This window comes from Luteococcus sanguinis (assembly GCF_039527675.1).
In the GTDB taxonomy this organism is placed as follows: domain Bacteria; phylum Actinomycetota; class Actinomycetes; order Propionibacteriales; family Propionibacteriaceae; genus Luteococcus; species Luteococcus sanguinis.
Genome location: NZ_BAAAKI010000003.1, coordinates 67,136 through 80,592, shown reverse-complemented (window position 1 = coordinate 80,592; position 13,457 = coordinate 67,136). Strand labels below are relative to the sequence as shown.

General features: G+C 69.4%; 11 protein-coding genes. 2 read left to right on the top strand and 9 right to left on the bottom strand.

The genetic code is table 11. The annotated features are described in order from the left end of the window. Window positions 1-162: 162 nt before the first annotated feature. From proB to ABD089_RS02635, 6 genes are all read right to left on the bottom strand, one after another. The gene (gene proB, locus ABD089_RS02660) at window positions 163-1,314 is read right to left on the bottom strand and encodes a glutamate 5-kinase (protein ID WP_343884657.1); all 1,152 of its coding nucleotides are present in this window, start codon (window positions 1,312-1,314) and stop codon (window positions 163-165) included. Next, window positions 1,311-2,915, bottom strand: a complete 1,605-nt coding sequence (obgE, locus tag ABD089_RS02655) for a GTPase ObgE (RefSeq protein WP_343884656.1) — start codon at window positions 2,913-2,915, stop codon at window positions 1,311-1,313. Before obgE ends, proB begins: the two co-directional genes overlap by 4 nt. A 128-nt stretch (window positions 2,916-3,043) precedes the next feature. Beyond that, entirely contained in the window at window positions 3,044-3,310 is a 267-nt protein-coding gene (gene rpmA, locus ABD089_RS02650) for a 50S ribosomal protein L27 (protein ID WP_343884655.1), read from the bottom strand. Between the two features lie 11 nt (window positions 3,311-3,321). Continuing rightward, on the bottom strand, window positions 3,322-3,630 hold the full coding sequence (gene rplU / locus ABD089_RS02645; protein WP_343884654.1) for a 50S ribosomal protein L21: 309 nt from the start codon (window positions 3,628-3,630) through the stop codon (window positions 3,322-3,324). Window positions 3,631-3,813: 183 nt separating this feature from the next. Next, entirely contained in the window at window positions 3,814-6,417 is a 2,604-nt protein-coding gene (locus ABD089_RS02640) for an Rne/Rng family ribonuclease (protein WP_343884653.1), read from the bottom strand. A gap of 187 nt (window positions 6,418-6,604) precedes the next feature. Further along, entirely contained in the window at window positions 6,605-7,363 is a 759-nt protein-coding gene (locus ABD089_RS02635; protein ID WP_343884652.1) for a TIGR03936 family radical SAM-associated protein, read from the bottom strand. Between the two features lie 130 nt (window positions 7,364-7,493). Between ABD089_RS02635 and ABD089_RS02630 the strand changes: the two genes are divergently transcribed. Together ABD089_RS02630 and ABD089_RS02625 are read left to right on the top strand one after the other, a co-directional pair. Then, window positions 7,494-8,558: a hypothetical protein gene (locus ABD089_RS02630; protein WP_343884651.1), complete on the top strand. Its 1,065-nt coding sequence runs from the start codon at window positions 7,494-7,496 to the stop codon at window positions 8,556-8,558. 20 nt (window positions 8,559-8,578) lie between these two features. Further along, a complete protein-coding gene (locus ABD089_RS02625) occupies window positions 8,579-9,583 on the top strand; it encodes a hypothetical protein (RefSeq protein ID WP_343884650.1) in 1,005 nt (334 codons plus the stop codon). A gap of 67 nt (window positions 9,584-9,650) precedes the next feature. On the opposite strand, the gene ABD089_RS02620 is transcribed toward ABD089_RS02625, so the two are convergent. The 3 genes from ABD089_RS02620 to ABD089_RS02610 form a co-directional block, all read right to left on the bottom strand. Continuing rightward, the gene (locus ABD089_RS02620) at window positions 9,651-11,624 is read right to left on the bottom strand and encodes a TIGR03960 family B12-binding radical SAM protein (protein ID WP_343884648.1); all 1,974 of its coding nucleotides are present in this window, start codon (window positions 11,622-11,624) and stop codon (window positions 9,651-9,653) included. Between the two features lie 84 nt (window positions 11,625-11,708). Then, window positions 11,709-12,302, bottom strand: coding sequence for a maleylpyruvate isomerase family mycothiol-dependent enzyme (locus tag ABD089_RS02615; protein ID WP_343884647.1), 594 nt, complete (start codon window positions 12,300-12,302; stop codon window positions 11,709-11,711). 8 nt (window positions 12,303-12,310) lie between these two features. Continuing rightward, window positions 12,311-13,417, bottom strand: a complete 1,107-nt coding sequence (locus tag ABD089_RS02610; protein ID WP_343884646.1) for a CPBP family intramembrane glutamic endopeptidase — start codon at window positions 13,415-13,417, stop codon at window positions 12,311-12,313. Window positions 13,418-13,457 lie beyond the last annotated feature (40 nt).

Genomic DNA, 13,457 nt, shown 5'->3' with positions numbered 1-13,457 from the left:
CGACGGCCGCGCGCGCCCGTGCGTCGCAGTAGGGCGAGCGCCACCGCTACCAGGCACGACACGCCCAGCGAGCCGGCGGAGAACAACACTGATGACCTGCGGCAGGACGCTGGCGAAGTCGCCGACGGCGCAGATCCAGCCGAACAGGGCCAGCGCGGCGGGTCAGTCCTTCTGGCCGACGGAGGCCACGCGGGGGCGACGGGGGCGGGTGAGGAGCACCAGCACGTCGCGATGCACCACCTCGCGTTCGTACTGCACACCGAGTGACTCGGCGAGATCGTGGGAGTTGCGCCCGAGCATGGCGGGGAGCTCCTCGGACGAGAAGCCCACCAGCCCACGGGCGATCACCCTGCCCTCAGCGGTTACCAGGTCGACCGGGTCCCCCGCCACGAAGTCACCGTCGATGCTGGTGACGCCAGCGGCCAGCAGGGAGGCCTTGCGCTCGGTGACGGCCCGGACGGCACCGGCATCCAGCACCAGGCGTCCGCGGGAGTGGCTGGCGTGCGCCAGCCACAACAACCGGCGGGGACGGCGCTTGCCAGTGGCCTCGAACCAGGTGCCGACGTCTTGGCCCTGCACCGCTGCCCTGGCCTCGGAGGCGGCAGCCAACACCACCGGGATCCCTGCGCTGGTGGCGATCCGAGCGGCCTGGAGCTTGGTGGTCATGCCCCCTGTCCCGATGCCGGTGCCGGCGCGATGGGTGTCGACCTCGAGGGCGTTGATGTCGGCCACGACGCCGATCCGCTCGGCGCCGGGTTCGCTGGGGTGGGCGCTGTAAAGGGCGTCCACGTCGCTGAGCAGCACCAACGCATCGGCGCGGATCTGCTGGGCCACCAGGGCCGCCAACCGGTCGTTGTCACCAAAGCGGATCTCATGGGTCGCGACGGTGTCGTTCTCGTTGACGATCGGGATCGCTTGCAGCTTCAGCAACCGGGCGAAGGTGCGCAGCGCATTCCGGTATGAAGCCTGCCGGGTCAGGTCGTCCACGGTGAGCAGCACCTGCCCGACCCGGAAGCCGTGCTGGCCGAAGCGCTGGGTGTACTCGTTGATCAGCAGGCCCTGACCCACCGAGGCCGCCGCCTGTTGGCTGGCCAGGTCACGCGGACGCTTCGTGAAGCCCAGCGGGGCCAGACCGGCCGCGATGGCGCCCGAACTGATCAGCACCACCTGACAGCCACGCGCCCGCACGTCCGCCACCGCGTCCACCAGCCGCTGCACCCGGGCGGGGTCGATCCCGCCCTCGGCCGTGGTCAGGGACGACGAACCGACCTTGACCACGATCCGCTCGGCGTGGCGGATGGCCTCGCGACTCATTCCAGCCCCGGCTCGCGCTCATGCGCAGGAGCCGTCGGTGCCTCCTCGTCGAAGACCTCGTCGAAGTCGGCACGGACGGCCTGCACCGGCGCGACGTCGTCGTCCTCGTCGTCCTCCCAGGCACCCATGGCCGCGTTGACGACGCGCCAGGCGTCGCGGTGCATCCCGCCGCGGCGTTCCTGGTAGTCGGCGTCCTCCTGACGGCGACGCGCCGCGGACGGACGCTCGTGCTCCAGGCGGGAATCCTCACCGCGGCGGGCCAGGATCTCGGCGCCGATCTCCACCTGCGGGGCGAAGTCGAACACGACCGGGTCGTCGCCACCTCCGATGGCGACCGCGTCCCCGGTGACCGCGCCAAGCTCGAGCAGCTTCTCCTCGACGCCAAGCCGGTTCAGCCGGTCGGCAAGGTAGCCGACGGCCTCGGCATTGTTGAAGTCGGTCTGGCGCACCCAGCGGGCGGTCTTCTCGCCCTCGACGCGCCACACGAAGCCGCCGTCGCCGTCACCCATCCGGCGGATGGTGAAGGGGGTCTTGTCCGCGACCGGCTTGGGGCTGATGACGATGCGCCTGGGTGCGGGGGCCGGCAGGGTGGCCCGGCGCGCGGCGACCAGTTCGGCCATGGCGAAGGTGAGCTCCTGCAGGCCCTCCCCCGACTTGGTGGAGATGACGAAGGTCTTCAGGCCGCGGGCCTCCACGTCGGCCTTGACCATGTCGGCCAGTTCGTGCGCGTCGGGGATGTCGACCTTGTTGAGCGCCACCAGTCGCGGCCGGTCCGCCAGGCCACCGTGCTCGGTCAGCTCGCGCTCGATGACGTCGAGGTCGGTCAGCGGGTCACGTCCGGGCTCATAGGTGGCGCAGTCGACGACGTGGACGATCGCCTGACAGCGCTCGATGTGGCGCAGGAAGTCGAAACCGAGCCCACGGCCCTGGCTTGCGCCCTCGATCAGGCCCGGAACGTCGGCGACGGTGTACGTGGTCTCGCCGGCCACCACGACCCCCAGGTTCGGGACCAGCGTGGTGAAGGGGTAGTCGGCGATCTTCGGACGGGCACGGCTGATAGCGGCGATCAGCGACGACTTGCCGGCCGAGGGGAAACCCACCAGGCCGACGTCGGCGACGACCTTCAGCTCCAGCTGGATGCGTCGGCTCTCGCCTTCCTCGCCCAGCAGCGCGAATCCCGGAGCCTTGCGGGATGAGGACGCGAGGGCGGAGTTGCCCAGGCCGCCCCTTCCACCCTGCGCGACGACGACCTCCTCGATGTCACCGGTCAGGTCGGCCAGCTGCTCACCGGTGTCGGCGTCGACGACGATCGTCCCCTCGGGGACTGGGAGGACTGTGTCCTCGCCCCGGGAACCGTTGCGGTGGTCGCCCATGCCCGGCTGGCCATTTGGGGCCTTGCGGGTGCTGATGCGGTGGTAGTCGACCAGCGTGGTGACCTGCGGGTCGATGCGCAGCACGACCGAGCCGCCGTCACCACCATTGCCACCGTCGGGGCCACCCAGTGGCTTGAACTTCTCGCGGTGCACGGATGCGCAGCCATGACCGCCGTTTCCGGCAGCGACGTTCAGCGTCACACGGTCGACGAAGGAGGGAATGGCCATGGGTCTTGCTTTCTGCTGGAGGCCGGGCGTCGGTCGCGACACCCGGGACCCCCGGAGTCTACCGGGGGTGGACGAAGCAAAGGGGCGGCTCCCGGCTGGGAGCCGCCCCTCGGCGGTTGTTCAGAGCGTCATTCCGCGGCGGTCGCCACGGGCTGGACGTTGATCACGCGACGACCACGCCGGGTGCCGAACTCGACATTGCCCTCGACCAGGGCGAACAGGGTGTCGTCGCCACCGCGACCGACACCGTCACCGGGGTGGAAGTGGGTGCCACGCTGGCGGACGATGATCTCGCCCGCGTTGACGAGCTCGCCACCGAAGCGCTTGACGCCGAGGCGCTGCGCGTTCGAGTCGCGACCATTCTTGGAGGACGATGCGCCCTTCTTGTGTGCCATATCTGCCTACCTCAGCCCTTGATTCCGGTGATCTTGACCTGGGTGTACTGCTGACGGTGACCCTGGCGCTTCTTGTAACCGGTCTTGTTCTTGTACTTCATGATGCGGATCTTCGGACCCTTGGCGCCACCGAGAACCTCGGCGGTGACCTGGGCCTTGCCGAGGGCATCCTTGTCAGAGGTGACCGAGTCGCCATCGACCAGCAGCAGCGGGGTCAGCTCGACCTTCTCGCCAACCTCGGCCGACACCTTGTCGATCTCGACAATGTCATCCACGGCAACCTTGTGCTGGCGGCCGCCACTGCGCACGATCGCGTACACGCCTGACCTACTCTCGTTCGTCTACTGGGAAAAGTTCAGCCGACCGGAGGCCAGCTGGAGTCTGTGCGGGTGAGTTCCAGGACGTCCAACGACCTGACCCAAACCGACTGCCAACTCTACCCGCGGGCCAGGACAGGGTCAAACCGGCCCCGGCCGCCGCGAGTCGTCAGCCGGCGGGACGACTCAGTTGTTGTTCCGTCCACGCCCCCGACGCCCGTGGGAACGCTCCCCACCATCGGCCGGTGCCTGGGTCTCCACGGGGTGATCGTGGCGAACGTAGCCCCGTCCACCGCAGCGGTCGCACTCCTCGGTGAAGGCCTCCGCCAGGCCGGTACCGATCTTCTTGCGGGTCATCTGCACCAGGCCCAGCGAGGTCACCTCGGCCACCTGGTGGCGGGTGCGGTCACGTCCAAGGCACTCGACGAGGCGACGCAGCAGCAGCTCACGGTTGCTGGGCAACACCATGTCGATGAAGTCGACGACGATGATGCCGCCGATGTCACGCAGGCGCAGCTGGCGGACGATCTCCTCGGCCGCCTCCAGGTTGTTGGAGGTGACCGTGGCCTCGAGGTTGCCGCCGGAGCCGGTGAACTTGCCGGTGTTGACGTCGATGACCGTCATGGCCTCGGTGCGGTCGATGACCAGGGAACCGCCACTGGGCAGGTACACCTTGCGCTCCAGTGCCTTGGCGATCTGTTCGTCCAGGCGGTGCTGGGAGAAGGGGTCGCCCTGCTCGGGGTCCCAGCGCACCAGCCGCTCCGCGAGGTGCGGGGCGACATGGGTGACGTAGCCGTTGATGGCCTCGTAGGCGTCGTCCGGGCCGCCGTTGCCGGCGACGACGAGCTCGCTGAAGTCCTCGGTGAACAGGTCTCGCACGATCCGGACGGTGAGGTCGGGCTCGGCGTACAGCTGCTGCGGAGCGCTGCCCTGCTTCTTGCGCTCGATGACCTCCCACTGCGCCTTGAGGCGGTTCACATCGCGGACGAGTTCCCCCTCGCTCGCGCCCTCGGCAGCCGTGCGGACGATGACCGAGGCCTCGTCGCCGATCAGGTCACCGAGGATGTCCTTGAGGCGGTTGCGCTCGGTGTCGGCCAGCTTGCGGCTGATGCCGGACAGGTGACCGCCCGGGGAGTAGACGACATAGCGTCCCGGCAGTGAGATGTGGCTGGTGAGGCGGGCGCCCTTGGCGCCAACCGGGTCCTTGGAGACCTGGACGAGCACGGTCTGGCCGCTCTTCAGCACCTTCTCGACGGCCTTGTCCTGGCCGGCGGCACCGAAGCCCGCCCAGTCGATCTCACCGGCATAGAGCACGGCATTGCGGCCACGGCCGATGTCGATGAAGGCGGCCTCCATGCTGGGCAGCACGTTCTGCACGCGGCCCAGGTAGATGTTGCCGATCAGGGACGAGCTGGACGCGCGATCGACGTAGTGCTCGACCAGGATCCCGTCCTCGATCACGGCGATCTGGGTGTACTCGTCGCCTTGGCGGATCACCATCCGGCGCTCCACCGACTCACGGCGGGCGAGGAACTCGGCCTCGGACAGGATCGGCGCGCGACGGCGACCGGCGGCACGGCCCTCACGACGGCGCTGCTTCTTGGCCTCCATGCGGGTGGAGCCGTCGATGCCGGTCACCTCGTCGGCAGCGCTGCGGCTGCGGCGGGGCTCGCGGACGCGCACGACGACCTCGGACGGGTCGTCCTCGGAACCGGCGGTGTCCTCGCCACGACGACGGCGACGACGGCGGCGACGACGACCGGAGCTGTCCGTGTCGTCGGACTCCTCCGAGCTGGCCTCCTCAACGGCGGTGTCGTCGGTCTCGGATTCGTCCTCGTCGGAATCACCATCGACCGCGGAGTCGTCGTCCTGCCCACGGCGGCGACGACGACCCCCCCTGCGGCGCCGACGGCGGCGATTGCCACCCTCGTCGTCCGACCAGGACTCAACCTCGGCCTCGGCCTCGGCCTCGACCTCGGCCGCATCCAGCATCTCGTCGGTGACCTCGACCTCGGGGGCGTCCACCTCGGCGGTCTCGGTGGCGACGGTGTCAGCCTCGGGGATCTCTCCCTGCTCATCCTCGACGACGGGCCCGTCGCTGGCGGGCTGGTCGTCCGAGGCCTGCTGGGCCTGGGGCTCCAGGAAGGAGGGTGCGGCGATGGAGGCGGCCAACGACTGCAACGCGGCCGCCTTGTCGATCTCACCGTCCTGGCCCACGGCCACGGCGAAAGGATTGGCAACTGCCTTCGACACGCGACGGCCACGACGGGGACGCTCAGCTGCAGCCGCAGCGGCGGCGGCCAGGGCGGCGTCGACCTCGGACTGGCCGGTCTGCTCAGCAGCGACAGTCGGCTGCTCCAACGGTGGCTCGGCTGCCTGTGCATCAGCCGTGGCGCCGCGCGAACGGGTCGAGCGCTCGGAGCGGGTGGCGCGCGTCCGACGGGCGCGGGACGGACGGCTTGCCTCAGTGGCGTCGCCGGTGGGCTCGGTGGCGGAGGTCTCTGTCTGGGCGACCGGGACCGGAAGCTCGGCGATCGGGGTGGGCGGCGCGGCCTTGCGGGTGGCGCGGCGGCTGCGGCGCGGGGGCTCGGCGACCGGTGCGGCCTCGACGACGGGCTGCGCCGGGGCAGACTCGGCGGCGGCCGTGGTCACCGGCACCTCGGCCGGCGCTGCGACCTCCTTGGGCGGGCCGGCGGGACGGGACGCGGCGCGGCGGCGACGCGGCGGGGTTGCGGGAACCTCTTCCGCCTCCGTGGCAGGGCCGTCGGTGGGCGTGTTCTCATCGAGCATGCGTGCTCCTCAGCACCCGAACGCGGGTGCGGTTCGTCAGCCGTGACGCGTCACGGCCAAAAGCTGGCGGTTCGGCTCGAAGCCCTCCCCCGCGGTCGACGCGTGTCGTCGCGGTTGGGTGGCTTCCAGGAGCCGAGCGGGCGTCGCGGGGTCGCGATGCCTACCTGTGGGCCAGTATGTCACACCATCAAGAGATCGTCGGGGAACCCGCCTGTGGGCGCTGCCAACCCTGACCCATCGGATCACGCAGTTCACCCTCGACCAGTTCGCCCTGGCGCAGCCGCGTCAGCATGGCCGGTCGCTCCACCGCGAGCACCGGACGCAGCTGGCGCAGCGCACCCACGACATCGTCGGGACGCACCAGTGGGGTGGTGTGTGCAAGCAGCATCGACAGCGTTGCCGGGGCGCTGACGTGCAGCCCCATCACGGCGACGCGGACGTCGAAGGTGCGCATCCCGGTCTTGGTCATTCGGCTGGCATCGAACTGCTCAGCGGCCAACAGTTCGTCCACGGCCTCGCGCAGTGCTTCGTCGTCGATGTCGCCAGCACCCACCGAGTCGAGTTCTACGCGCCACTGGGAGGCTGTGAGCACATCGGCCAGAGCCTTGCGGTCGCTGACCACCACGGACAGGATGTCGAGCCCCGGGGGCAGCGCCTCGTCCAGCGCCACGCGCACCCGATCAGGGTCGCAGATCTGGCACAGGCCGATCTCGAGGTACTCCCCCTCCGTTGCGGCGGAGGTAGGCGAGGCATTGGCGTAGCTCAGCCGGGGGTGGGGGTTGAACCCCGAGGAGTAGGCCATCGGGACGTCCGCGCGGCGAAGCGCTCGCTCGAAGGCTCGTCCGAAGTCACGGGTGGACGTGAAACGGGCCGGCCCTCGCTTGGCGTACTCCACACGGAGCCACAAGACGGGCGGGGCCTGCTGTTCGGGTTGGGTTCGAGCCACCGCGACAGCCTACCGGGCGCCGACCTGGCTGCCCGGCTGAAGAGTTGCCAACACCGCCCGGATGAACCCCTGCGCGCATCTAGCCTGTGGGCACGGGGGCAGCGTCGCCCCGCGTCCCGAGGAGATGACCATGAACCACAAGTCCACCCTGGCAGCTGTTTTCGGCGGGGCCCTGCTGGCCGGCAGCCTGCTCGCCCCGACGGCACAGGCAGCGACCCCCCTCACGCCGGATGGCTGGGCCGCCGCCATCATCGGGCCGACCGGCAAGACCACGGGCCGCCAGCTCGTGATGGTGTCCCCCACCGGCGCGCAGTACACCGTGCGCAGCGTGGGTGCCTCCTGGCACGTCCTGCAGCTCAGCAAGGACGGACGCAAGGTGCTGCTGATCGGCGTCACGCCCGACGACCAGTACCGCTACGCCGTCGTCGACCGGACGCGCAACACCTGGACCAGCGTCGGCGTCGGACCCGATCAGGTGGCGGTCGACAAGCTCAGTTCGGCCGCCGTCATCGTCTGGCCCGAGGACGGCACCGTGGCCCGGCGGAAGGTCGGCACCAAGGTGCTCACCACCTACCGGCTGAACACCACGGGCACGTGGCAGCAGTCCCCGGACGGTTGGAAGGTGGTCGCCGAAACCGGCAAGAAGTTCGTGGTCTTCAACACCACGACCGGCGCAAAGCTGCGGACCCTGTGGTTGCCGTCCACCAACTACTCCTCCTGTGACATGGGCCACTGGGACAGCAACACCACCTTCACGGCCACGTGCTTCCCGAAGACCCTGCCCGGCCCCACGGTCGTCTTCCGCTACTCCACCGCGGGCGGATCCCCGGTGCGTCTGACCAACTCGACGCTCGTCAAGAGCGCCTCCCCCAAGATCCTGCTCGACTCCTGGAGTACCGCCAAGGGGCAGGTCGTGATGGGAGCGATCGGCTACACCGAGGATCCGGGCATCTTCGGGAGGGTCGCCAACTCGAAGGTCACCTGGCTCGCACCGGCCACCAAGTGCGCCGCCCCGATCGACGTCGTGGGGACCAGCCTGTACCAACTGACCGGCCCCTACTGCCAGGGCACGTCCAAGGCCCTCAGCCGGCACGACCTGGCCACCGCGAAGACCACGGTGCTGGCGGGAGGTACCAGGAACCCCGGCCAGGAGCTCGACTCATTCGCGATCCAGAACGCGCAGGAAGCCTGGTGATGACGGCCCGTGGGGCCAGGATGGCTGGCACGGCCCTCCTGGCCTCCGTCCTGGCAGCGGGCTCGTTGGCCGGCACCGCACCGCGTGCCCAAGGACTGCCTCCGGCGGCGGCTGCGGGTTGGTCCGTCGTCGTTCTGGGCGCCCCGGACACGGGCGCCAGCGCGAAGCGGGTGCTCACACTCGTCTCCCCCGGCGGCCAGCAGTACCCGATCCGGGTCATCGACAGCACGTGGCAACTGGTAGACGTCACGCCGGACGGCCGCAAGGTGCTGATGTACAGCGACATCGGGGGCGTTCCGCAATATGCGGTCGTGAGCGCGGGGGGCGGGATGCAGACGGTCGTCGCGACCGGGGCGAGGTTCAGCGGCCCTGCCGGGGACCGGTTGGTGGAGGTCGGGGATTCCGGCTTGGGCACCAGCGCCCGAAAGATCACCCTGACCGGCCGTACCGTCTTCAGACTCCCCGTCCCCTACCCCCGCGTCGTCACACCCAACCCGGACGCGACGCTGCTGCTGGAGGACACCTGGACCACTGACACCGTGGCCAGCAATGCCACCGGCACCACCCTCAGACGAGTCGGGCGCCCAGCCGGTGGGTACGCGTCCTGCGGGGCAGCTCATTGGAGCAGCAGTACGACCTTCACCCAGAGCTGCCTGAGGTCCGACGGACGACGGGCCGTCTACCGCTTCTCGACGACGGGTGTCGCGCCGGTACGACTGACCGCGCCCGCCCTGGACCGGATGGGGGTCGTCGACTCCTGGACGATCTCCGGTCGCCAGGTCGTCCGGGCCACGGCCGGTGGCGACCGCTTCGCCGTCGTGAGGGGCGCCCGCCTGTCCAGCTACAACCCCAGGACGACGGGTGTCGCGCCCCTGGGCGTGGTGGGCGGTTCGCTGTTCTACAGCGGATCGACGCTGGTCAGGGTGAGTGCCATCACCGGCGCGACCACGACCTTGGCCGGCGGCGCGCGTAACCCGGGTCAACTCGTCCGCGACGCCCTGGTAATCGGGGGCGGTGCCATCTGAGCGGCGGCGGGGCAACTGAGCGGGGTCGGGGATCCGAGCGGCGCCCATGGCGCGGGCCTGCCAGCGCTCAGGCGCTGGTGGCGGCCCCGAGGTCGCGGGCGACGACCTGCAGCGGGATCAGCGTCCGTCCCGTGGGCCCGATCTGGATCTCGGTGTCCATCTGCGGGCACACACCGCAGTCGTAACACGGCGTCCAGCGGCAGTCCTCGACCTCGGCGCCGTCGATGGCGTCCTGGTAATCCTCCCAGAGCCAGTCGCGGTCCAGACCGGAGTCGAGGTGGTCCCAGGGCAACACCTCGGCGTAGTCACGCTCACGCGTGGTGTACCAGGCGATGTCGACGCCGAAGGGTGCCAGCGCGGCATTGCCCTGCTCTACCCAGCGGTCGTAGCTGAAGTGCTCACTCCACCCATCGAAGGTGCCGCCGTCGCGCCAGACCGCCTCGAGCACCTTGCCGATGCGACGGTCGCCGCGGCTCAGCAGGCCCTCGATCTGGCCGGGCTTGCCGTCGTGGTAGCGCATGCCGATCGCCTTGCCGAACTGCTTGTCGGCGCGCACCGCCTCGCGCAGGATCTGCAGCCGGTGGTCGATCACCTCCGGTGAGGCCTGGGCCGCCCACTGGAAGGGGGTGTGGCTCTTGGGCACGAAGCCGCCGATGGAGATGGTGCAGCGGATGTCTCGGGTGCCGGCGACCTGACGTCCGGTCTCGATGACCCGACGTGCCATGCCGGCGATCGCCAGCACGTCCTCGTCGGTCTCGGTGGGCAACCCACACATGAAATAGAGCTTCACCTGCCGCCAGCCATTGCCGAAGGCGGTGGCGACGGTGTTGATCAGGTCGTCCTCGCTGACCATCTTGTTGATCACCTTGCGCATCCGCTCACTGCCGCCCTCGGGGGCAAAGGTCAGACCGGAGCGACGCCCGTTGCGGGAGAGCTCGTTGGCGAGGTCGATGTTGAAGGCGTCCACGCGGGTAGAGGGCAACGAGAGCGAGACATTGCTGCCCTCATATCGGTCGGCGAGCTGCTTGGTGACGTCCTTGATCTCGGAGTGGTCGGCCGAGCTCAGGGAGAGCAGGCCCACCTCCTCAAGTCCGGTGGCCTGCAGGCCGGCGGCGACCATCGAGCCGATGGTCTCGATGTTGCGCTCCCGCACGGGACGGGTGATCATCCCGGCCTGGCAGAAGCGGCAGCCGCGGGTGCAGCCGCGGAAGATCTCCACCGAGTAGCGCTCGTGCACCGTCTCCGCGAGCGGCACCAGCGGCTTCTTGGGGTAGGGCCACGCGTCGAGGTCCATCAGGGTGTGCTTGCGCACCTGGAAGGGGACGCCGGGACGGTTCGGCGCGACGCGCTGGATGCGCCCGTCGGGCAGGTAGGTGACGTCATAGAACTTCGGGACGTAGACCGCGCCGGTCGTGGCCAGGCGCATCAGCAGTCCGTCGCGACCCTCGGGACGGCCCTCGGCCTTCCACTCGCGGATGATGTCGGAGATGTGGAGGGCGGCCTCCTCCCCGTCGCCCAAGACCGCGGCGTCGATGAAGTCGGCGATCGGCTCAGGGTTGAAGGCGGCGTGCCCGCCGGCCAGGACGATCGGGTCGTGCTCGCGGCGTTCGGACGCGTGGATCGGCAGCCCGGCCAGGTCGAGCGCATTGAGCATGTTCGTGTAGGTGAGCTCGGTGGAGAAGCTCAGACCCAGCACGTCGAAGGCGCCGACGGGGCGGTGCGCGTCGAGGGTGAACTGGGGAATCTGGTGGGCGCGCATCAGCTTCTCGAGGTCCGGCCACACCGCGTAGGTGCGCTCGGCGAGGATCCAGTCGCGCTCGTTGAGGATCTCGTAGAGGATCGCGACGCCCTGGTTGGGCTGGCCGACCTCGTAGGCGTCGGGGTACATCAGGGCCCAACGGACGTCGACGTCGTCCCAGTTCTTGACGACGCAGTTGTGCTCGCCGCCCACGTACTGGATGGGCTTGCTGACCTGCGCGAGCAGGGGTTCGAGCCGCCCGAACAGGGACTCTGGCGCGGTGGAGGTGAGCTGCTCAGTCATGGTCCGTCGATTGTAGGTGAGCTTTCCCACAACTCACGATCCCCGAACCCTGGACCCTGTCCGTTCCCCGAGCGTGTCCAGGGGTCAGGGCTGTGGTTCCATCACCACATCCGCGACGGAAGTGCGTCCATAGGCCCACATCATCAGCTCGGCCGGCTCGCCGGTGACGACGACGCCGGCGGGCTTGTCGACCACCATCGACGTGCCGCCGTTGACCCGGCGCAGCACCAAGCCTGTCGGACGGCGCCAGTTCAGCTGCCGCGCCGCCCTCTGCACCCGCGCCCACAGCGCGTCCTGCAGTTCGGCCGCGTACTGGCGCCGCGGCAGGTCGTGCGCACGCCGAACGTCCTCGGTGTGGACGAACCACTCCCCGATCGCATGCAGGTTGCCGGCCCGCGGGTCCAGGGGCATGCACGCGAAGGTGGACGGGCCGTTGCGCAGGCGTCCGACGAGTTCGGCGAAGGGCCAACGCTTCTTGGTGGCCGCCAAGGTGTCGATGCTGGGCACCACCAAACCGGCCCAACTCGGGGAGGGGTGGTCGAGCACCCACAGGTGTGCTGCCAGATCGTGCGCCGTCCAACCCTCGCACAGGGTCGAGGACGCCGCGTCGACGGATGCCAGCGCATCACACGCCGCGTCCCGCTGTTCGTCCCGCAGCCGGACGCGGTCTGATGCCACCGACCTGCTCATGACAGCGCGGGCTGGTTCTTGGCCCCGAGACGTTGGGGCTGGAGCGCCGCGGCCGGGGCGGTGGCGCGGATGATCTGCTGACGGCGTGCCTGCCACTCAACCAGCGCCAGACCGATCAGCGGGACGACGACGCCGATCAGCACTGAGGCGTCGGCCGTACCGGCCTCGCGGTTGAACATGTCGGAGATGTCGCTGAACGGGAGGCTCGCCTCGCTGAGCAGGTTGTTGACGGCGTGCATCGCGATCGCCGCCTCCAACCCGCCGGTGCGCCAGGTCATGATGCACGCGATGGCACCGAAGCAGAAGTAGAAGAGGTTCAGCCAGGGGTCACCGGCGCCGTGCGCAAGCATGAACAGGCAGGAGCTGAAGATCAGGCCCACCAGCAGTCCGAGCGTCCGGTTCTTGAAGAAGGAGGCTGCGGCGCGGTTGAGCAGACCGCGGAATCCGTACTCCTCACCGGCCGCCTGTAGTGGTGTGGTGATCAGGATGGTTGCGAGCAGGAACCAGGTGTCATTGTTGATCTTCAGGCCGAGACCTTCATCAGACTGCGAGATGGCCCACCACTCGATGCCGATGTAGACCAACCACAGCGGCAACAGCAGGCCCACGCAGCGCGCGAACCAGCCCCAGCGGAAGCCGCCCACCACGCCGGTGAGCCACTTCGGACGCTGCCCCGTCACCCACCACGCGATCAACATGGAGATCGGGATCAGGCTCGCGAGCGAGACATTGTTGGCGGCGAAGAAGGCGGGCGTGGTGCTCTGCCCCAGTTCCTCCATCGCCTGGTCGAGCGGCACGCGTCCGCTCGCTGCATCGGCGGCCATCGCAACGATCAGCGCGACGGTCTGTGAGACCAGAAACAGCACCAGCGCCAGCACCGTGGCCACCACCGGGCGCCACCAGCTCCAGCGCGGCGAACGCCAGAACTCCTGGTACTGCCGAAGCTGGACGGGTAGCGGTTCCGCCTTGGTGGGCAGTTGCCACTGGGGTGCAGGCGCTGGCCACTGACCCTGCTGCGGGTACTGACCCTGCTGCGCGTACTGGCCCTGCTGGACGAATTGACCCTGCGGCGGGTACTGCCATTGCACGGGCTGGTTCTGCACGGGTGGTTCCCACTGCGGAAAACCCGAGCCCTGCTGAGGA